General features: G+C 48.7%; 15 protein-coding genes and 2 pseudogenes. 9 read left to right on the top strand and 8 right to left on the bottom strand.

The annotated features are described in order from the left end of the window. Positions 1-480, top strand: a pseudogene (locus EA14781_RS07350) (hypothetical protein); the annotation flags it as partial. A 32-nt stretch (positions 481-512) separates the two neighbouring features. Further along, positions 513-2030, top strand: coding sequence for a hypothetical protein (locus tag EA14781_RS07345; protein WP_000936777.1), 1518 nt, complete (start codon positions 513-515; stop codon positions 2028-2030). Between the two features lie 61 nt (positions 2031-2091). Here the strand turns inward: EA14781_RS07345 and ytfE are convergent, their stop codons facing one another. After that, positions 2092-2754 carry an iron-sulfur cluster repair protein YtfE gene (gene ytfE, locus EA14781_RS07340; RefSeq protein ID WP_000331451.1) on the bottom strand — a complete coding sequence of 221 codons (663 nt, stop codon included), beginning with the start codon at positions 2752-2754 and terminating at the stop codon, positions 2092-2094. 107 nt (positions 2755-2861) lie between these two features. Further along, positions 2862-3827, bottom strand: coding sequence for a DMT family transporter (locus EA14781_RS07335; protein ID WP_002430362.1), 966 nt, complete (start codon positions 3825-3827; stop codon positions 2862-2864). A gap of 138 nt (positions 3828-3965) precedes the next feature. On the opposite strand from EA14781_RS07335, the pseudogene EA14781_RS22950 reads away from it, so the two are divergent. Further along, positions 3966-4100 (top strand): annotated as a pseudogene (locus EA14781_RS22950) (winged helix-turn-helix transcriptional regulator); the annotation flags it as partial. Positions 4101-4228: 128 nt separating this feature from the next. Here the strand turns inward: EA14781_RS22950 and cpdB are convergent. Then, positions 4229-6172, bottom strand: a complete 1944-nt coding sequence (gene cpdB / locus EA14781_RS07325) for a 2',3'-cyclic-nucleotide 2'-phosphodiesterase (RefSeq protein WP_000589473.1) — start codon at positions 6170-6172, stop codon at positions 4229-4231. Between the two features lie 346 nt (positions 6173-6518). On the opposite strand from cpdB, the gene cysQ reads away from it, so the two are divergent. Then, complete coding sequence (cysQ, locus tag EA14781_RS07320; protein WP_000886886.1) at positions 6519-7259, top strand: 3'(2'),5'-bisphosphate nucleotidase CysQ; 741 nt, start codon at positions 6519-6521, stop codon at positions 7257-7259. A 110-nt stretch (positions 7260-7369) separates the two neighbouring features. Here the strand turns inward: cysQ and EA14781_RS07315 are convergent, their stop codons facing one another. Continuing rightward, positions 7370-8527 (bottom strand): pentapeptide repeat-containing protein, encoded by a 1158-nt coding sequence (locus tag EA14781_RS07315; RefSeq protein ID WP_002430361.1) that lies wholly within the window; start codon positions 8525-8527, stop codon positions 7370-7372. Positions 8528-8763: 236 nt separating this feature from the next. Beyond that, complete coding sequence (locus tag EA14781_RS07310; protein ID WP_000175867.1) at positions 8764-9318, bottom strand: YtfJ family protein; 555 nt, start codon at positions 9316-9318, stop codon at positions 8764-8766. 323 nt (positions 9319-9641) lie between these two features. Between EA14781_RS07310 and EA14781_RS07305 the strand changes: the two genes are divergently transcribed. After that, positions 9642-9848: a DUF1107 domain-containing protein gene (locus EA14781_RS07305; RefSeq protein ID WP_000689230.1), complete on the top strand. Its 207-nt coding sequence runs from the start codon at positions 9642-9644 to the stop codon at positions 9846-9848. 60 nt (positions 9849-9908) lie between these two features. Here the strand turns inward: EA14781_RS07305 and paeA are convergent, their stop codons facing one another. Together paeA and msrA are read right to left on the bottom strand one after the other, a co-directional pair. Further along, the gene (gene paeA, locus EA14781_RS07300; protein ID WP_000934980.1) at positions 9909-11252 is read right to left on the bottom strand and encodes a polyamine export protein PaeA; all 1344 of its coding nucleotides are present in this window, start codon (positions 11250-11252) and stop codon (positions 9909-9911) included. A 188-nt stretch (positions 11253-11440) separates the two neighbouring features. Then, a complete protein-coding gene (gene msrA / locus EA14781_RS07295) occupies positions 11441-12079 on the bottom strand; it encodes a peptide-methionine (S)-S-oxide reductase MsrA (protein WP_000051461.1) in 639 nt (212 codons plus the stop codon). A gap of 205 nt (positions 12080-12284) precedes the next feature. Here msrA and tamA point away from each other — a divergent pair, with 205 nt between their 5' ends. From tamA to EA14781_RS07275, 3 genes are read left to right on the top strand one after another with little or no spacing between them, the layout of a single operon-like run. After that, a complete protein-coding gene (gene tamA / locus EA14781_RS07285) occupies positions 12285-14018 on the top strand; it encodes an autotransporter assembly complex protein TamA (RefSeq protein ID WP_001269297.1) in 1734 nt (577 codons plus the stop codon). Then, positions 14015-17794 (top strand): autotransporter assembly complex protein TamB, encoded by a 3780-nt coding sequence (gene tamB / locus EA14781_RS07280; RefSeq protein WP_000060843.1) that lies wholly within the window; start codon positions 14015-14017, stop codon positions 17792-17794. Before tamA ends, tamB begins: the two co-directional genes overlap by 4 nt. 2 nt (positions 17795-17796) lie before the next feature. Continuing rightward, positions 17797-18141 (top strand): gamma-glutamylcyclotransferase family protein, encoded by a 345-nt coding sequence (locus tag EA14781_RS07275; RefSeq protein WP_001219163.1) that lies wholly within the window; start codon positions 17797-17799, stop codon positions 18139-18141. A gap of 375 nt (positions 18142-18516) precedes the next feature. On the opposite strand, the gene ppa is transcribed toward EA14781_RS07275, so the two are convergent. After that, a complete protein-coding gene (ppa, locus tag EA14781_RS07270) occupies positions 18517-19047 on the bottom strand; it encodes an inorganic diphosphatase (protein ID WP_000055069.1) in 531 nt (176 codons plus the stop codon). 308 nt (positions 19048-19355) lie between these two features. On the opposite strand from ppa, the gene ytfQ reads away from it, so the two are divergent. Further along, a complete protein-coding gene (ytfQ, locus tag EA14781_RS07265) occupies positions 19356-20312 on the top strand; it encodes a galactofuranose ABC transporter substrate-binding protein YtfQ (RefSeq protein ID WP_000265915.1) in 957 nt (318 codons plus the stop codon). Positions 20313-20518 lie beyond the last annotated feature (206 nt).

The raw sequence follows: 20518 nt of genomic DNA, 5'->3' as shown, positions 1-20518 counted from the left end.
CCTATCCGTTGGATGCCCGGAGAGTTGTTGGTTTACCGCGATAAAAGCGGCGAGCATGACTATGAGCTTAAAGATATTGGTCACAGTTGTGCGTCATTTAAAATTGGTTTGCAGAATGTGTCCTGGCTTAAACAAGAAGCCACTCCGGCGGGCAGTGATTGTGTTTATGAAACGCTGGCGGGAGTTGATCCGGAATATTTTTATCTGTTTGTTAGGGATATTGGTTTATATAAGAACCAAATTTATAAAGTCACAACCAACGCCCTGGGAGAAGGGGCGTTGATTAATCTCAAACCGGAGGATGTTTCGGACTCATTTGGACCAGGTAGCGGTTGGGGATCTACTGGCATGTATTTATCAGGAGATGGGCAACTCTACAGCAATAGATTTAGTCGTGAATGGCTGCGTTACAACCCTATTTCAGCAGAATGGTCATCGGTGAAGCAACCTCCGAGCGGACTTAAACCTTTATTTAAATAACCTCTTCACGTTACCAGTATCAGGATGATGCTATGTTGCCAATTAAATCCGTTTGTCTCGTTCTGGCTTTATTTTCACTCAATTCAATAGCCTGCTCTGGCGTACCCTCTGCCTCTTTTTATTACCAACCGTGGGGGCAAGGAACAAAATATATTGTTGAAGATAGCGACGATTATGGTATCAATTTTCCAGATATTCATCTGCCGCAGGTGAAGTTCAAACAACTGCACCGCGTAGCTAATGGCACTGATGATGAATATGATTCCCCGGATAATATCAATAATGATTTTGTGCAAGTGGATGGGGGCGCTTATATCAGAACTAACGGCGGCTGGCGTTTCGACTGGTTGACTGATGGTCGCCATATTTTATGGGCAGGGAAAATAGTCCAGAACCCACCGGGAACACCGAAAGTTGATGCCGCAACATTCCATGCCTGGGGCCGTTTTGCCGCCGATAAAGACAGCCTCTATTTTGATGGCGAACGCACGGATGATAATCACGGCGAAAAGCAGGTCGATATGGATTCGCTGCAACAGGTGGGGGGGAGGATGGATTCAATGGATTCCGCGGATGTGCTGAAAGACCGTCGTAATCTTTACTTTCAGGGGCGCTGGTTGGGGAGTGCGCAAGGGTATTCTATTCTTGGCATTAAATCCTGGACACGTCGTTCCATTCTTTATTCACCTAATAGCTGTGAAAGCAAAAGTAACCCTGGACCATGGGATACTATCTGGCGGACAAAATCGCAGGTCTTTGTGAACGGAGATGCCATCAACGCCGATCCGAATACCTTTCATATTGTGCGCTGGATAGCCGGCTCCCTGCTGATTTATCGTGATAAAGACGGTGAGAAACGTTATGCGTTTGGGAAAGATTGCCGGAGTACATTTGACCTACAACGGGATAAAGTAACATGGTTGACGCGTGATGCTTCCTGGCACGGCAATGACTGCCGGGTGGCGGTCATTCCTGATGTCGACCCGGAGTATTTTCGCCCGCTGACGCAGAATGTGGCGCAATATAAAGATTCGCTCTATCTGGTGAAGTATGTTTCTGCGGTAAAAAAAACGCTGTCAGTTATTCATTTGCCCGACCCGCAACAAGAATTACAGGAAGGTGTTAATATCGTCGGGAGTAAAGTTTATTTTATTGCGCGCGGTGATGTGAATATTTTTGATATTAACGGACAATGGCAGTGGTTTAAAAATGCGGATGGTGGGTTATCAAAACGTGTAGCATTTGACGATCGATATATGTATTTCATCGGCGATGGTTCTATTACTAAATTTGTGATGAAAGGGAAGTTAACATGGTTTAAAACCCCTGATGGTAATTTTACCGATATTTTTGCTCATGATGATAAATATATTTACTTTTTGGACGCCTCTCTTGTTAACGGTGGGCGGCGGCGTAACGAAACCCGGTCGATGAGTGATGCTTACATTAATAATAATGATCTGGTGACTGTGGAAGGGGTTTACTACTGGAGTAATAATGAATTTTTTCCGCATAAAACATATAAAAGAATATTCCACTATAGAGAATAATTCAAAGTAAGATGATCATTAACGCACCTGGCGTGTCAGTCAGGTGCGTTGATCGAACAAATCACTCACCCGCCAGCGCGCGCGGGAACAGCACATTATTTTCCAGACTGATGTGCTCCATCAGATCATCAATCAGTTCATTAATGCCGTTATACATCGCTTTCCAGGTAGTGCAGGCTTCTGGCGGCGGTGTGACGTTATTAGTGGTGTGCTTGATAACCTCCAGCAGTTCGCCTGCTTCATCGTGCTCGCTTTCCATCACGCTGATTGGCCCCATCGCCTGGCTACCCATGCCTTGTTTGATCATCGGGAAGAGAATTTGCTCTTCTTTCATCATGTGGCTGGAAAGCTCTTCATGCAGCATAGTCAGGTATTTTGTCAGCCCTTTTGGCACGCTCGGTTTGTCGGCGTGAACGCGCTCTACTTTGGTGGCTTGCAGGATCAGCTCCGGTAGTTGCTCGCGATGGCGATCGTGGTAGCGCACAATGATGTGGTCGATGATTTCCGCCAGTGGGGCGCTACGCCAGTCTTTCTCAATCGGTTGTTCAGCCAGTTTTGCCAGCTCAGCTTCAATGACGTCAACATCCAGCTCTTTACGTGCCGCCGCGCGCGCCAGTGTCTGCTTACCGCCGCAGCAGTAATCCATATCATATTTGCGAAACAGAGCCGAAGCGCGAGGAATAGAGAGCGCCAGTTCACCTAAAGGTTGGTCGCGATAAGCCATAGCCGATACCTCATTCTTGATTAGATAAGATGTATTTTAAATGCATCTTTATACTGAAAGCTATAACCCTTATGTAGCAGAGGCTTATTTAACTCACTGCCGGCGTGTCAACTTTCAGAGACAGGTTCAGTTAAGGTTTTTTCCGGTTTTGCTCTGACCGCAATCACCACGCCGACCACTAACAGCGCGATACCGCTCAGCGTCATTAGTGGTGGCATTTGCTGGCGGAGTAAAAAGGTGTACAGCAAACCTGCCAGCGTTTCGAAAACAATCAGCGGCCCGAGAATAACCGTTGGTAATCGCTGGCTGGCGATGTTCCAGCAAAGTGCGCCGACCCATGAGCAAAGCACGGCGATAGCAATCATCAGGCTAATGAATACCAGCGGACGGGGGCCAAAAGGTAGCGAGAAGTCTGGCGTTTGCGTATTCAGCCAGTAACAGGCGACGAGATAACCGATGAGCGAAACCGGCAGCGTGACCAGCGCCTGCGCCGTTGCCCACATCATCGGATGTTTGTCGGGATTTTCCCGCAGCCAGCGGGCGTTGCGCAGGGCATACCATGCCCAGCAAACCACGGAGACTAATGCCAGCACAATGCCTGAGGCATAACGTGTCCAGTCAAAATCGGGGAGTCCGTGGTTTAACTCAGCAATGTTTACACACGTAAGACCGATGCCAATACAAACCAGCGCCGGGGCCAGTTTCCCCCACGCGAGTTTGCCGTCGCGCTGGCTATAAAGCAGATTGGCAAAGACGGGTATCACCACTGGCAGGGTGCCGATAATCATCGTGGAAACAGGTGCGCCAGTACGTTGTATGGCGCTGGCGAGGCAGAAGTAATAGATGAGGTTGCCCATCATGGTGAGCATTAGCGCGGTAAGCCAGTCGCGACGCGCTAACTGGCGCAGACGCACGCGCCCCAGCCAGGCAATGGGCAGCGCAATTAATCCTAACGCCAGATAACGCCCCATCGATTGTAATATTGCCGGGTATTCCGGCACGATCAACGGCCCGACAAAAATAAGCCCCCACATCAACCCTGCTAACAGGGCATACAGCACGCCGCTAATCATTACTGGCATCCATTGGTCTGTCAGAAGAAATATTCAGGGAACAACCGTAGTCGTTCCCCGCATCACGTCATTATCAGAGAGGATGCGGGAGGATGCCACTTTAATTAACTAGTTATTAACATTAACCGGGCATCGCTGGTAACGCCACCGCATGTGGAATATAGCCTTACGCCGCTGGGCAAGCAGGTCAGTGAAAAGGTTGCGGCACAGGCGGACTGGATTGAGTTGAATTTGCCTGAGGTGCTGGTGGTGCGGGATGAATGTACAGCATAACTGCCGGATGCGCTGCGCTTATCCGGCCTACGGTTCATGGCTTGTAGGGCGGATAAGATGCGCCAGCATCGCATCCGCCAGGAAGAGCTGGATGCGGCTGATGATTTGTAGGCCGGAAAAGATATGTATTACTTACTCAAATCCACCTGATAAATTGCAAACCCGATATCATCGGTCGCGACTTTATTCATCGGATATTGCCCTTTCTCTTTAATAAACGCCACGGCTTTATCTGACGGAGAGGTTTCGAAACGGATATCCAGTTTCTTATCGCCAGCAATTGGTGCCAAACGCCAGTTGTTATCCGCTGCCGGGTGAATTTCCCCCGCACGCTTCGACTCTTCAGCAATCCACGCTGCCAGTACCGAGCGGTTTTCATCCGGCGAAGCAAAGGCGATATGGCTGTCGCCCGTGCCGGCAAATTTGCCGCCGTAAGCACGATAGTTATTGGTGGCAACCAGGAACATGGCGTTTGGATCAATCGGTTTGCCGTTAAAGGTCAGGTTCTTAATCCTTTGCGCATTGGCATTGACCATCTGACATTCGCCGTCATAGCGTGCGGGCTGGGTAACATCAATCTGATAATTCACGCCATCAATAACATCAAAGTTATAGGTGCGGAAACCCTCCCAGTTGATTAAAGACTGCGGTTTAGTGCTGTTGGGATCAATCTGGTTAAACTGCCCGGCAGAGCATTCCAGCCACTCTTTCACTTCTTTACCGCTGGCTTTCACCACAATCAGCGTATTGGGATAGAGATAGAGATCGGCGGCATTGCGGAAGGTTAACTGACCTTTTTCCACTTCCACATAACTGGCAGGGTCATTTTTGCGACCGCCGACTTTAAACGGCGCGGCGGCAGAGAGCACCGGGAGTTTTGCCAGATCGGGATCGCCCTGGATGTAATGTTCGACATACGCTTTTTGCGCGTTATTCACAACCTGTACGGTCGGATCGTCCTGCACTAGCGCCAGATAGCTATACATATTGTCGGCAGATTTACCGATGGGTTTGCTGACAAACTGGCGGGTGGCATCGTGATCGGCTTTAAGTGTTTCTACCAGCTTGCTGTCTTCTGCTGCGAGGGATTTTTTATTGGCGATATCGTAAATTGGTCGCGCTTCTGCTTTCGCCTGTGTGACCTGCCATTTCCCGCTGTCATTATTGAGTTGCAGATCGACCACGCCCAGATGATCGCCCCACATTCCAGGCATCACTGCCGGAACGCCGTTAAGTGTGCCTTTGGCGATATCAGCCCCTTTGATATCCGCAAAATCTTTACTCGGGAAAACGGCGTGAGCATGACCAAACATAATGGCGTCAACGCCTGGAATTTCACTGAGATAATAGACCGAGTTTTCCGCCATGACTTTATACGGATCGGCAGACAGTCCAGAATGCGCCAGTACCACTACCACATCGGCGCCTTTCTCACGCATTTCTGGCACGTACTTGCGCACCGTTTCAGTGATATCGTTAACGGTGACTTTGCCGGATAAATTGGCTTTATCCCAGCCCATGATCTGTGGCGGCACGACGCCAATATAACCTATTTTCAGCGTCTGTTTCTTGCCGTCTTTATCGACCACTTCAGTGTCTTTAATCAGATACGGCGTAAACATCGGCTGTTGGGTTTTGGCGTCAATGACGTTGGCGTTTACATAAGGGAATTTCGCCCCAGCCAGTGCATGTTTCAGGTAATCCAGACCGTAGTTAAATTCATGGTTGCCGAGCGTGCCAACGGTATAATCCAGCGTATTCAGCGCCTTATAGACTGGATGAATATCACCTTCTTTTAATCCTTTCGCCGACATGTAATCTGCCAGTGGACTCCCCTGGATTAAGTCACCGTTATCGACCAGCACGCTGTTTTTTACTTCATTGCGAGCATCGTTAATCAGGCTTGCGGTGCGTACCAGTCCAAATTTTTCTGTTGCGGTATCTTTGTAATAATCGAAATCCATCATGTTGCTATGCAAATCAGTGGTTTCCATAATACGCAGATCGACCGTCGCTGCATTCACACTGGCGGCAATCAGCGTGGCCAGGAGCGTTGCGCTAAACTTAATCATCAGAGACATCCTTTTATCATCGGAAATACGAAAGAAAAGGGAGAACAACCATCTTCAGACTGTTGGCAAAGCGCTTTTTATTTCATGCTGGATGCGGTGTGAACGCGTTATAGGATCTACAAAATCTTGCAAACTCAATATATTGCAACTTCCATGTAGGCCAGATAAGCGTAGCGCATCAGGCAATTTAGCGTTTGTCATCAGCCTCATCTTGCTTATAGAACAGCGAAGAATGCCATATTTTAAACAATTAAAAATGATGACACTATCACAGTTGGCGCATTCTTTAACGATGGGGTATAAGTAAAACAATAGGTTAACACAGTTCACAGAGACGAGGTGGAGAATGTTAGATCAAGTATGCCAGCTTGCACGGAATGCAGGCGATGCCATTATGCAGGTCTACGACGGGATCAAGCCGATGGACGTCGTCAGCAAAGCGGATAACTCTCCAGTGACAGCGGCGGACATTGCCGCACATACCGTAATCATGGACGGTTTACGTACGCTGACGCCGGATATTCCGGTCCTTTCTGAAGAAGATCCTCCCGGCTGGGAAGTTCGCCAGCACTGGCAGCGTTATTGGCTGGTGGACCCGTTAGATGGCACTAAAGAGTTTATTAAACGTAATGGTGAATTTACCGTTAACATTGCACTCATCGACAAGGGTAAACCGATTTTAGGTGTGGTGTATGCACCAGTAATGAACGTGATGTACAGCGCAGCGGAAGGGAAAGCCTGGAAAGAGGAGTGCGGCGTACGCAAGCAAATTCAGGTAAGTGACGCTCGCCCGCCGTTGGTCGTCATCAGCCGGTCTCACGTAGACGAAGAGCTGAAAGAGTACTTGCAACAGCTTGGCGAGCACCAGACGACATCCATTGGTTCTTCGCTGAAGTTTTGCCTGGTAGCGGAAGGGCAGGCTCAGCTTTACCCTCGCTTTGGGCCAACTAATATTTGGGATACTGCGGCTGGTCACGCGGTTGCAGCCGCAGCCGGAGCGCATGTGCACGACTGGTTGGGCAAAACGCTGGATTACACCCCGCGTGAATCGTTCCTGAATCCAGGATTCAGAGTTTCTATTTATTAATTTTGCTAAAAATAGTTCAGGAATTGCTGGTGCCACAATTCCTGAATTAAAACGGATATTATTTGATAATATTTGCCACTATGACATATCTAAAAGGTAACTTTATCAAGTTATATGCAAAGCTGTCGTCTGTACTGTTTTATTTTGCTGTTGATACAATAGGGCGGAAGATTAAGAAGATTAGCAATATTATCTTTTGCCTCTAAAATATTTGTTTTTTGAGTTATAAATGAGTGCAATATCTCTTGCATCATAGTCACTTTGAGCAATGGATACTCATCGCTAATACTACTGATGGCATCCAGGAAATTATATCGTTCATCGGACTTATCATTTGATATTCTCGGGTTTGATGAATAAATATCAAGTCGTGGGTGTTGGTGTTGTATTTTATAAAGGGCGGATTTTTCTGTATTATTTCCTCTTTTGAACCAATAAAATAAATGTCCAGGCGTCCATTTTGCGGGCAACCACAGAAGAGGTGAACTGATGATTATATTATCAAATTTAGCCTTCGTGAAGTTTGTACCAATAATATTTATTAATGATAAATTCGAACCTGTCATATCGGTATTGCTGAAGTTACTAAAAGAAAGATCTGTTCTATTTAAAATGCTCTTTGAAAAGTTATAATTTTTAAAATTGCTATGACGCAACCTTAACCCCGACAAATTAATATTCTCCATCGCAGGGTTGGCATCTGACATAACAAATAGATAGGGATTTGAGCGAAAAAGTATTTGGTGTTTTTCAAAAAACTCTTTTATGTTAATTAATAAATTGACTGCGCCTATTTTAGAGTTAATGCTAAAAATAGTTTGAGGCGAACTCGAAATTTTATCCTGAGTCATTGATCTTATTGTGCATGTCAGATCGGAAAAATCTTCTGTCCACTGGAGAGTGATTGTTGAATACAGATTAATATTATTATCTATAGTAAATGAAATACCTAATGTACAGGTTCCATTACTGTAAACCGGGAAGGAGTAAGAGGTGATTGAACTCGCCATGATTCTGAAGATACGTGGATTCTGAATCGAGGTGTTGCTATCTTCATGATTGAGAAGATAAGTTAAACAATTTGTAAATTGCGATATGTAATGCTCTTGAGTTGTTATGCTTCTATAGGTTATTTCTCTTATTTCAGGAGAGACATTCAGAAGTCGTGTTTTTTCTGAATAATTTTTTCTTTCATTTATACTGTCATTGTTTTCATTCTTTACTGGTGGTGTGCCATAGTAGATATTGTTATTTGTTCGAGAGATCATAGCGTATATTACCAGCTTATTTGAATGGCTAATATTAGGCAGGTAAATTTATGGTAGGTTTGTTATTCGCACTATCAAAAATCGCTCATTTGTTTTATTCATCATACTCATAATGTTAGTATCAGCTATAGAGAGGGAGTTTCTTTGTAAATACGGACTGTGAACAGCATCATTATCGCTTTTCTACAGTCCAGTGAATATTCTTATTGCGTTGGTTGATTTAAAAATTAAGCCGCTTAAGTAAGTAGTTTATGCAGCAAATCCATTACTTGCTGCACCTCTTGTTGGGTTAGTGCTCCGTCCTTCGCCCATCGCACGCGACCATCTTTATCCAGCACCACAATGGCTGAACTTCCTTCATTCAGTTGCCAGGCACTGCGCGCGACACCATCACTATCGACAATAAATTGTGACCATGGATAGCGCTTTTTGTTGCTTTCCAGGCTACTGCGTACAAACATGCCGGATCCTGGAATTGCGTCGTCGGTGTTGACAATGGTGGTGGTCTGGTAGCGATCGTGTGGGAACTTCGCCGATTTAATCGCTTCAATCAGAGCAGTATTTTTCTCTTTTGCAGAAGTGCGACCAGCGATATGTTGCAGCACTCGTACTTTTCCCGCTAACTGCGCGCTGTTCCAGGTTTTATAGCTAAACTGATCTTTATCAAGAACCAACTCACCACGATCGGTGATGCCAATTGGCGGCACTCGCTGACCGGTTTCAAATTTGTGTGCTGAGGCCATCATCGGCAGCAACAGGCAGGTTAGCGCGAGAATCTTGGATAGAGTCATGGTGTTTCCTTCTTATCGTAGGCAGGTGATCCGACCACTTAGGCCAGACTTTTAATCATATGTGCTATTTATCGAAACACCCGTGAGGGCGATGCCAGTTTGCGGACAAGCGCACAAATCATAGGAAATATGAATGGTTATACTGAGGTTAGTGTTTCGATAGAAAGATAATTCTGAATAATTGTAACCTTTAGGTAAGAAAAGTTATACGTGCTGGAAACATTGTCTGGATAGTCTATAGTCACTAAGCATTAAAATTTGCGCCTCATAATAGTTGGGCCGAATGTGGCACCGCAAGGCGTAATACTCAGCAGGAGACAACAATGAAAATTTTCCAACGGTACAACCCATTGCAGGTGGCGAAGTACGTGAAGATCCTGTTCCGTGGACGGTTATACATCAAGAACGTTGGCGCTTTTGAATTTGATAAGGGTAAGATTCTTATCCCAAAAGTGAAAGATAAGCTGCATTTGTCAGTGATGTCTGAAGTTAATCGTCAGGTTATGCGTCTGCAAACAGAGATGGCTTAACCGAAGTGCTATGCAGTAATAAGACGGCTCCTGATTCAGGAGCCGTTGATGTTTCTGGGGTTATGCGACGCTGTCTTCTTTATCTTTAGCGTCAGGCAGTTTTGGTGAAAGTGCGCTGGCTTTATTGTCGATGCGTGTTACCAGCAACTGGTCGATGCGGTAGTTATCAATATCCACCACTTCGAATTTGTAGCCGGAGAACTTCACCGAATCAGTGCGTTTCGGGATCTTACGCAGCATAAACATCATAAAGCCGCCGATGGTTTCGTAGTTGTCTGACTGCGGAAACTCATCGATATCCAGTACGCGCATCACGTCGTCAATGGGGGTACCGCCATCAATCAACCATGAGTTTTCATCACGTGCCACAATCTGCTCTTCCAGACCCTGACCGACCAGATCGCCCATCAGTGTTGTCATCACATCATTCAGCGTAATGATCCCCACGACCAGCGCGTATTCATTCATGATTACTGCAAAGTCTTCACCCGCGGCTTTAAAACTTTCCAGCGCTTCGGAAAGAGTAAGCGTATCAGGAACAATCAAGGTATTGCAGATTTGTACACCGCTGTTCAGGGCCAGACTTTGGTTAGCCAGTACGCGGTTAAGCAGATCTTTTGAATCGACGTAGCCGATGATGTGATCAATATCTTCATTACAGACGAGGAATTTTGAGTGCGGATGTTCCGCCACTTTATTCTTCAGGCTTTGCTCATCTTCATGAAGATCAAACCAAACGACATTTTCGCGTGGCGTCATGGAAGAAGGCACAGTACGGGATTCCAGTTCGAACACGTTTTCGATCAGTTCGTGCTCCTGCTTACGCAACACTCCCGCCAGCGCACCCGCTTCTACCACCGCATAAATATCATCGGAAGTGATGTCATCTTTACGCACCATCGGGAGTTTGAAGATGCGGAAGATAATATTTGCCAGTCCGTTGAAGAACCACACTAGCGGTGTGAAGATTAACAGGCAGAAGCGCATCGGGTTGATGATACGCAAAGCGACAGCTTCTGGCGCAACCATACCGATGCGTTTCGGGGTTAAATCCGCAAACAGGATAAAAAGGCCAGTCACTAACGAGAAAGAGAGAATAAAGCTCAGTTGCTCGGAGAGTTCCTCAGGCATATAGCCAGAAAACAAGCTGTGAAACGCCGGAGAAAACGCCGCATCACCCACGATACCACCAAGAATGGCGACCGCGTTCAGACCAATTTGCACAACGGTGAAGAACATTCCAGGGTTGGCCTGCATATCCAGCACCCGCTGGGCATTAATATTACCCTCATCTGCCAGCAGTTTAAGTTTGATTTTGCGCGAAGCGGCAAGTGAAATCTCCGATATAGAGAAGAACGCACTCACAGCGATCAAACAGAGTATGACGAAAATACTGTTTAACATATCTTATCCGACCGTTCAGGTCAGATCCTCGGAAGGGGACGTTGATTAATTTGTGCGAAATACACATTGAAAGCCGGTCTGAAGAGAGTGAACCGGCATTTTCAGTGGCTAGTATAGCGTAAGGTGCTGTAAAGTCGCCAGAGGGTTAAATTTTTACCTCTTTTTTACTTTGATCCTGCCTTTTATTATTACACCTCAGGTGGTAGACAGACCCCAATTCCACCAATGCCACAATAGCCGTACGGATTTTTATGCAAATACTGTTGATGATCGTCTTCAGCATAATAAAACGGTGTAGCATTAGCGATTTCCGTGGTGATTTTACGATCATCATCGGCAGCGAGCATCGCAGCTTGAAAACGATTCAGACTGGCGCGGGCGGCGGTATCTTGCTCAGGCGTCAGTGGGTAAATTGCGGAGCGATACTGCGTGCCATGGTCATTGCCCTGACGCATTCCCTGCGCGGGATCGTGATTCTCCCAGAATACTTGCAACAGTTGCTCATAGCTGAGAACTGAAGGATCGTATACCACGCGCACCGCTTCGGCGTGACCGGTATCACCGGAACAGACCTCCCGATAGGTTGGATTTGGCGTATAACCACCGGTATAGCCTGCAGCGGTGCTGTAAACGCCAGGAAGTTGCCAGAAAAGGCGTTCCACGCCCCAAAAGCACCCCATCGCAAAAATAGCGATCTCCATTCCGTCAGGCACATTGGTCATTGAGTGACCGTTGACTGCATGCAACGTGGCTACAGGCATCGGGGTATTACGCCCGACAAGAGCATCGGCGGGGGAAACCAGATGCTTTTTATCAAATAAACTCATGGTGTCGTTCTCCCGAAATTCGCTCATTGGCGTTAAGGTTGTAACAAGGCGCGTATTTGCACACAATAACCTCCGTGAATGCGTCTAAAGTAAAACATAAGAAATATTTGGGGTTTAGTCTGCTTTTTAATCCATATTGCTGGATTTTTGTTAAGCCGTTTAACGGCGTTCCAGGGGCAGGAATAAAGGATATTCAGGAGAAAATGTGCGCTATATCCGACAGTTATGCTGTGTAAGCTTACTCTGCTTAAGCGGATCTGCCATCGCCGCGAACGTCCGTCTACAGGTCGAAGGATTATCGGGGGCGCTGGAAAAAAACGTCCGTGCGCAGCTTTCTACAATTGAAAGTGATGAAGTGACGCCAGACCGTCGCTTTCGCGCGCGCGTCGATGATGCCATCCGCGAAGGTCTGAAGGCTCTGGGTTATTACCAGCCGACGATAGAATTTGATCTCCGGCCTCCGCCAAAGAAAGGGCGGCAGGTATTGATCGCCAAAGTGACGCCTGGTGTGCCTGTGTTGATTGGCGGCACCGATGTGGTCTTGCGTGGCGGCGCACGGACCGATAAAGACTATTTGAAATTGCTTGATACTCGTCCGGCCATTGGTACGGTACTGAATCAGGGAGATTATGAAAATTTCAAAAAGTCCTTAACCAGTATTGCGTTACGTAAAGGCTATTTCGATAGTGAATTTACCAAAGCGCAGCTAGGTATTGCGCTCGGCCTGCATAAAGCCTACTGGGATATTGATTACAACAGCGGCGAACGCTATCGCTTCGGCCATGTGACCTTTGAAGGATCGCAGATCCGCGACGAATATCTGCAACATCTGGTGCCGTTTAAAGAAGGCGATGAGTACGAATCCAAAGATCTGGCGGAACTGAACCGCCGTCTCTCTGCCACTGGCTGGTTTAATTCGGTGGTAGTGGCGCCGCAATTTGATAAGGCGCGAGAAACGAAGGTGTTGCCGCTGACTGGCGTGGTTTCGCCACGCACGGAAAACACCATCGAAACTGGTGTTGGTTACTCAACGGACGTTGGGCCGCGCGTTAAGGCGACGTGGAAAAAGCCGTGGATGAACTCTTACGGTCATAGTTTGACGACCAGCGTCAGTGTTTCATCGCCGGAACAGACACTCGATTTCAGCTATAAAATGCCGCTGCTGAAGAACCCGCTGGAACAATATTATTTGGTGCAGGGGGGATTTAAGCGTACCGATCTTAACGATACCGAATCTGACTCCACTACGCTTGTGGCTTCCCGTTATTGGGATCTCTCCAGCGGTTGGCAGCGCGCCATTAACCTGCGCTGGAGTCTCGACCACTTTACCCAGGGCGAAATAACTAACACCACCATGCTGTTTTATCCGGGAGTGATGATCAGCCGGACGCGTTCGCGCGGTGGTTTGATGCCTACCTGGGGCGACTCGCAGCGTTACTCTATCGACTACTCTAATACCGCCTGGGGATCGGACGTCGATTTCTCGGTGTTTCAGGCGCAAAACGTCTGGATCCGCACACTGTACGATCGTCATCGCTTTGTCACGCGCGGCACGCTGGGTTGGATTGAAACGGGAGATTTTGACAAAGTACCGCCGGATCTGCGTTTCTTCGCCGGGGGCGATCGTAGTATTCGTGGCTATAAGTACAAATCTATCGCACCGAAATACCCTGACGGCGACCTGAAAGGGGCCTCGAAACTGATTACCGGATCGCTGGAATACCAGTACAACGTGACCGGAAAATGGTGGGGCGCGATGTTTGTGGATAGCGGTGAAGCCGTAAGCGATATCCGTCGCAGCGACTTCAAAACCGGTACCGGTGTTGGCGTGCGCTGGGAATCGCCCGTCGGGCCAATCAAGCTCGATTTCGCCGTACCGGTTGCTGATAAAGATGAGCACGGTTTACAGTTTTACATCGGTCTGGGGCCAGAATTATGAGTTTGTGGAAAAAAATCAGCCTCGGCGTCGTTATCACCCTCCTGTTGCTGCTGGGATCGGTTGCGTTTCTGGTCGGCACCACCAGCGGCCTGCATTTGCTATTTAAAGCGGCAGATCGTTGGGTGCCAGGGCTGGATATAGGCAAGGTTACTGGCGGATGGCGCGATCTTACCTTATCTGACGTTCGTTATGAGCAGCCAGGCGTGGCGGTAAAAGCGGGCAATCTACATCTGGCAGTTGGGCTGGATTGTCTGTGGAACAGCAGCGTTTGCATTAATGACCTGACGCTGAAAGACATTCAGGTCAATATCGATAGTCAAAAAATGCCGCCTTCCGAACAGGTAACCGAAGAGGAAGATAGCGGCCCGCTGGATCTCTCCACGCCGTACCCTATCACTTTGGCGCGGGTGGCGCTGGATAACGTCAATATCAAGATTGATGACACTACAGTGTCGGTAATGGATTTCACCTCAGGCTTGAGCTGGCAGGAGAAAAATCTGACCCTGAAACCGACGTTGTTAAAAGGTTTGCTGATTGCTCTGCCGAAAGTCGCTGAAGTAGCACAGGAAGAGGTCGTCGAACCGAAGATCGAAAATCCGCAACCGGAGGAAAAGCCGCTTGGCGAAACGCTGAAAGATCTCTTTTCTCGCCCGGTATTGCCGGAAATGACCGACGTGCACTTGCCGCTCAACCTGAACATTGAAGAGTTTAAGGGCGAGCAACTGCGCGTGACGGGCGGCACGGACATCACAGTGCGCACCATGTTGCTGAAAGTGAGCAGCATCGATGGCAATACCAAACTGGATGCGCTGGATATCGACTCTAACCAGGGAATCGTCAATGCCAGCGGCACAGCGCAACTATCCGATAACTGGCCGGTCGATATCACCCTCAACAGTACGCTCAACGTGGAGCCGTTGAAAGGTGAAAAAGTGAAGCTGAAAGTGGGCGGGGCGCTGCGCGAACAGCTTGAGATTGGCGTTAACCTTTCTGGCCCGGTGGATATGGACCTGCGCGCCCAGACTCAATTGGCAGAAGCTGGATTACCGCTCAATGTGGAAGTGAACAGCAAGCAGCTTTACTGGCCGTTCACTGGTGAGAAACAGTATCAGGCAGATGATCTGAAACTGAAACTTTCCGGCAAAATGACTGATTACACGCTGTCTATGCGCATGGCAGTCAAAGGTCAGGAGATCCCGCCAGCCACCATTACCCTTGATGCCAAAGGTAATGAACAGCAGGTTAATCTCGACAAACTCACCGTTGCGGCGCTGGAAGGGAAAACGGAACTCAAGGCGCTACTCGACTGGCAACAGGCAATTAGCTGGCGCGGTGAGCTAACGCTTAACGGCATTAACACCGCCAAAGAGTTCCCGGAGTGGCCGTCGAAACTCAATGGTTTAATCAAAACGAGCGGCAGCCTGTACGGCGGCACCTGGCAGATGGACGTACCGGAACTGAAGCTGACTGGCAACGTTAAACAAAACAAAGTGAACGTTGACGGAACGCTGAAAGGCAACAGCTATATGCAGTGGACGATTCCGGGTCTGCATCTGGAACTGGGACCAAACAGTGCCGAAGTGAAAGGTGAGTTGGGGGTGAAAGATCTCAATCTTGACGCCGCCATCAACGCGCCGGGGCTGGATAACGCGCTGCCGGGGCTTGGCGGTACAGCGAAAGGGCTGGTGAAAGTGCGAGGCACGGTAGATGCGCCGCAGTTGCTGGCAGATATCACCGCGCGTGGCTTGCGCTGGCAGGAGCTCTCCGTGGCGCAAGTTCGCGTGGAAGGCGATATCAAATCCACCGATCAGATTGCGGGTAAACTCGACGTGCGCGTTGAGCAAATCTCGCAGCCGGATGTGAATATCAACCTCGTTACCCTCAATGCGAAAGGCAGCGAAAAGCAGCACGAATTACAACTGCGGATTCAGGGCGAACCGGTTTCCGGGCAGCTAAATCTGGCGGGAAGCTTTGATCGCAAAGAAGAACGCTGGAAGGGAACGCTGAGTGATACCCGCTTCCAGACGCCAGTTGGGCCGTGGACGTTGACGCGCGATGTTGCGCTGGATTACCGCAATCAGGAACAAAAAATTAGCATCGGGCCACACTGCTGGCTTAACCCGAATGCAGAATTGTGCGTACCGCAAACCATTGATGCCGGAGCAGAAGGACATGCGGTGGTCAATCTCAACCGTTTTGACCTCGCGATGCTGAAACCGTTTATGCCGGAAACCACTCAGGCAAGCGGCATCTTTACAGGTAAGGCGGATGTCGCCTGGGACGCCACTAAAGAAGGACTGCCGCAAGGCAGTATCACGCTTTCTGGTCGTAACGTGCAGGTGACGCAAACCGTCAATGATGCGGCCTTGCCAGTGGCGTTTCAGACGTTGAACCTGACGGCGGAGTTGCGGAATAACCGTGCTGAACTGGGCTGGACTATCCGTCTGACCAATAACGGTCAGTTTGATGGCCTGGTGCAGGTGACCGATCCTCAAGGGCGGCGTAATCTCGGTGGTAACGTGAATATCCGTAACTTTAACCTCGCGATGGTAAATCCCATCTTTACCCGTGGGGAAAAAGCAGCAGGGACGGTGAACGCCAACTTACGCCTCGGCGGTGATGTGCAAAGCCCGCAGTTGTTTGGTCAGCTACAGGTTACTGGCGTGGATATCGACGGTAACTTTATGCCGTTTGATATGCAGCCGAGCCAGCTTGCAGTCAACTTTAACGGTATGCGTTCGACACTTGCAGGCACCGTGCGGACTCAGCAGGGGGAAATCTATCTGAACGGCGATGCCGACTGGAGCCAGATTGAAAACTGGCGGGCGCGAGTGACGGCGAAGGGCAGTAATGTACGTATCACCGTGCCGCCGATGGTGCGAATGAACGTGTCGCCGGACGTAGTGTTTGAGGCCACGCCAAATCTGTTCACTCTGGATGGCCGCGTGGATGTGCCGTGGGCGCGCATTGTGGTGCATGATTTGCCGGAAAGCGCAGTCGGCGTCTCCAGCGATGTGGTGATGCTTAACGATAATCTGCAACCGGAAGAGCAGAAAACCGCATCAATACCGATTAACAGCAACCTTATTGTTCACGTCGGCAACAACGTACGCATTGACGCTTTTGGTCTGAAAGCGCGGTTGACGGGCGATCTCAACGTCGTACAGGACAAGCAAGGTCTGGGGCTGAATGGGCAGATCAACATTCCTGATGGGCGCTTCCATGCTTATGGGCAGGATCTGATTGTGCGTAAGGGAGAGCTGCTGTTCTCTGGTCCGCCAGATCAACCGTATCTCAATATCGAAGCGATTCGTAACCCGGATGCGACAGAAGACGACGTAATCGCCGGAGTTTGTGTCACTGGGCTGGCAGATGAGCCTAAAGCTGAGATCTTCTCTGACCCGGCGATGTCACAACAGGCTGCATTATCTTACTTGTTGCGTGGACAAGGGCTGGAGAGCGACCAAAGCGACAGTGCGGCGATGACCTCTATGCTGATTGGTCTGGGGGTTGCGCAAAGCGGTCAAATTGTGGGTAAAATCGGCGAGACGTTTGGCGTAAGCAATTTAGCGCTCGACACCCAGGGGGTAGGCGACTCTTCCCAGGTGGTGGTCAGCGGTTATGTATTGCCGGGTCTACAAGTGAAATATGGCGTGGGTATATTTGACTCTATAGCAACACTCACGTTACGTTATCGCCTGATGCCTAAGCTATATCTGGAAGCTGTGTCTGGTGTAGATCAGGCACTGGATTTGCTCTATCAGTTCGAGTTTTAGCAATGCGAATATTTGTCTACGGCAGTTTACGCCACAAACAAGGCAACAGCCACTGGATGACGAATGCCCAGTTGCTGGGCGATTTCAGTATCGATAACTATCAGTTGTATAGTCTGGGCCACTATCCAGGCGCAGTTCCGGGAAATGGAACGGTACATGGTGAAGTTTATCGTATTGACAACGCCACGCTGGCCGAACTTGATGCTTTGCGCACCAGGGGCGGTGAATACGCGCGCCAGTTGATACAGACGCCGTACGGGAGTGCATGGATGTACGTTTATCAACGGCCCGTCGAAGGATTAAAGCTGATTGCAAGCGGCGACTGGTTAGACAGGGATAAGTCATGATATAAACACGCCACCTTCGGGTGGCGTTGTTTTATGCGATGTATCTCGCAATCTGTTTTGTAATTTTCCCGCTTTTTGCTTTTCTCCCCGAGCCGACTTCCATATCTGTTAACGCATAAAAAACTCTGCTGGCGTTCACAAATGCGCAGGGGTAAAACGGGTGCACGCTTTGAACTGTGAGAATGAGTAAGGTTGGCTAACTTCCAGCAAGCGGCTATGAACAGCAAAGTGATGGTCGGGTTTGTTTGTTCTCACCATTCAAGCTTTTTAACCATTGAGAATAATGATGGCGGAATAGATAGTGTATTTATCGTGGGCATAAAAAAACCCCTACTAACCGAAGCCCGGCGTTCAGGGTTATTGCGTCAGAAGAACTTATTTATTCTTTGCGCGCTCGAAGGAAGCAACGATTTCAGCTTTAGCAGCTTCAGCGTTATCCCAGCCTTCAACTTTAACCCACTTACCTTTTTCGAGATCTTTGTAGTGCTCGAAGAAGTGAGCGATCTGCGCTTTCAGCAGTTCCGGCAGGTCATTAACGTCTTTAATGTGATCATATTCTTTGCTCAGCTTGCTATGCGGAACGGCAATCAGTTTCGCATCTTCACCGGCTTCATCGGTCATTTTCAGAACGCCAACCGGACGGCAACGGATCACAGAACCCGGTTGCAGCGGGTACGGAGTCGGGACCAGCACGTCAACCGGGTCACCGTCCAGAGACAGGGTGTGGTTGATGTAACCGTAGTTGCACGGATAGAACATCGCAGTGGACATGAAGCGGTCAACGAACAGTGCGCCGCTCTCTTTGTCGATTTCGTATTTGATTGGATCTGCGTTAGCCGGGATTTCGATAACAACGTAGATGTCTTCCGGCAGATCTTTACCCGCAGGGACGTTGAGTAAGCTCATGTCTGTTTCCTTTAAAAATATGTGGCAAACAAGTGCCGAGTATTATAGCCAACTCGCGCCGAATGTCTTCGCTTGTTTTCGCCCTCGTTTTCCTTTTTCGCCAGTTTTAAGACGGTTCATGAAGCAGGAAAATCCATAACCGTAGCTGCATTATTCATAGTGGTATGAAAGCGATTACAAACTTGTGATTAACGTTTTATTTACTTTTTTGAAGTGTGATGTAACGCAATTCGTTACATAACCGATTGTCTATAGTTTTTTCGCGAACATCTTTGCACCAATAATAATCTCCCGACGAGGACAACCCTATGTGGAAACGCTTACTTGTAGTCTCTGCAATCTCGGCAGCCATGTCGTCTATGGCGTTGGCCGCGCCTTTAACCGTAGGATTTTCACAGGTCGGGTCTGAATCCGGCTGGCGTGCAGCAGAAACCAGTGTGGCGAAAAGTGAGGCCGAAAAACGCGGAATCACGCTGAAAATTGCCGATGGTCAGCAAAAGCAAGAAAACCAGATTAAAGCTGTGCGTTCTTTTGTTGCACAAGGCGTAGATGCGATCTTTATCGCACCAGTCGTGGCGACGGGGTGGGAACCGGTTTTGAAAGAGGTGAAAGATGCCGGTATTCCCGTCTTTTTGCTCGATCGTTCCATCGATGTGAAAGACAAATTTCTCTATATGACAACCGTGACCGCCAACAACATTCTGGAAGGCAAGTTGATCGGCGACTGGCTGGTGAAAGAGGTCAACGGCAAGCCGTGTAATGTGGTTGAGTTGCAAGGCACTGTTGGAGCAAGCGTGGCTATTGATCGTAAGAAAGGCTTTGCCGAAGCCATCAAGAATGCGCCAAACATCAAGATTATCCGCTCGCAGTCTGGGGACTTCACTCGCAGTAAAGGCAAAGAAGTGATGGAAAGTTTTATCAAAGCGGAAAACAACGGCAAAAATATCTGCATGGTTTACGCCCATAACGACGACATGGTAATCGGCGCCATTCAGGCAATTAAAGAAGCGGGTCTGAAACCGGGTAAAGATATCCTCACAGGTTCCATTGACGGTGTGCCGGACATTTACAAAGCGATGATGGATGGCGAGGCGAACGCCAGCGTTGAACTGACGCCAAACATGGCTGGCCCGGCCTTTGACGCGCTGGAAAAATATAAAAAAGACGGCACCCTGCCTGAAAAGCTGACGCTTACCAAATCTACCCTGTACCTGCCTGATACCGCAAAAGAAGAGTTAGAGAAGAAAAAAGATATGGGATATTGAGGGGCATCAATATCTGATGCCGATTTGTGGGCCGGATAAGGCGTTCACGCCGCATCCGGCAGTTGTGCGCGGATGCCTGATGCGACGCTGGCGCGTCTTATCAGGCCTACGAGTTCGATGATCTGTGTGGGCCGGATAAGGCGTTTACGCCGCATCCGGCGGTTGTGCACGGATGCTTGATGCGACGCTTACCGCGTCTTATCAGG

The organism is Escherichia albertii NBRC 107761 = DSM 17582, from assembly GCF_000759775.1.
Taxonomy (GTDB): Bacteria; Pseudomonadota; Gammaproteobacteria; order Enterobacterales; family Enterobacteriaceae; genus Escherichia; species Escherichia albertii.
Note: the sequence above shows the minus strand (reverse complement) of the source record. Positions and strands in the feature narration are given on the sequence as shown.

What these genes read in the sequence shown, in the direction of transcription:
- EA14781_RS07345 (WP_000936777.1), top strand. Translation starts at nt 513, where the DNA reads ATGTTGCCAATTAAATCCGTTTGTCTCGTTCTGGCTTTATTTTCACTC.
- ytfE (WP_000331451.1), bottom strand. Translation starts at nt 2,754, where the DNA reads ATGGCTTATCGCGACCAACCTTTAGGTGAACTGGCGCTCTCTATTCCT.
- EA14781_RS07335 (WP_002430362.1), bottom strand. Translation starts at nt 3,827, where the DNA reads ATGATTAGCGGCGTGCTGTATGCCCTGTTAGCAGGGTTGATGTGGGGG.
- cpdB (WP_000589473.1), bottom strand. Translation starts at nt 6,172, where the DNA reads ATGATTAAGTTTAGCGCAACGCTCCTGGCCACGCTGATTGCCGCCAGT.
- cysQ (WP_000886886.1), top strand. Translation starts at nt 6,519, where the DNA reads ATGTTAGATCAAGTATGCCAGCTTGCACGGAATGCAGGCGATGCCATT.
- EA14781_RS07315 (WP_002430361.1), bottom strand. Translation starts at nt 8,527, where the DNA reads ATGATCTCTCGAACAAATAACAATATCTACTATGGCACACCACCAGTA.
- EA14781_RS07310 (WP_000175867.1), bottom strand. Translation starts at nt 9,318, where the DNA reads ATGACTCTATCCAAGATTCTCGCGCTAACCTGCCTGTTGCTGCCGATG.
- EA14781_RS07305 (WP_000689230.1), top strand. Translation starts at nt 9,642, where the DNA reads ATGAAAATTTTCCAACGGTACAACCCATTGCAGGTGGCGAAGTACGTG.
- paeA (WP_000934980.1), bottom strand. Translation starts at nt 11,252, where the DNA reads ATGTTAAACAGTATTTTCGTCATACTCTGTTTGATCGCTGTGAGTGCG.
- msrA (WP_000051461.1), bottom strand. Translation starts at nt 12,079, where the DNA reads ATGAGTTTATTTGATAAAAAGCATCTGGTTTCCCCCGCCGATGCTCTT.
- tamB (WP_000060843.1), top strand. Translation starts at nt 14,015, where the DNA reads ATGAGTTTGTGGAAAAAAATCAGCCTCGGCGTCGTTATCACCCTCCTG.
- EA14781_RS07275 (WP_001219163.1), top strand. Translation starts at nt 17,797, where the DNA reads ATGCGAATATTTGTCTACGGCAGTTTACGCCACAAACAAGGCAACAGC.
- ppa (WP_000055069.1), bottom strand. Translation starts at nt 19,047, where the DNA reads ATGAGCTTACTCAACGTCCCTGCGGGTAAAGATCTGCCGGAAGACATC.
- ytfQ (WP_000265915.1), top strand. Translation starts at nt 19,356, where the DNA reads ATGTGGAAACGCTTACTTGTAGTCTCTGCAATCTCGGCAGCCATGTCG.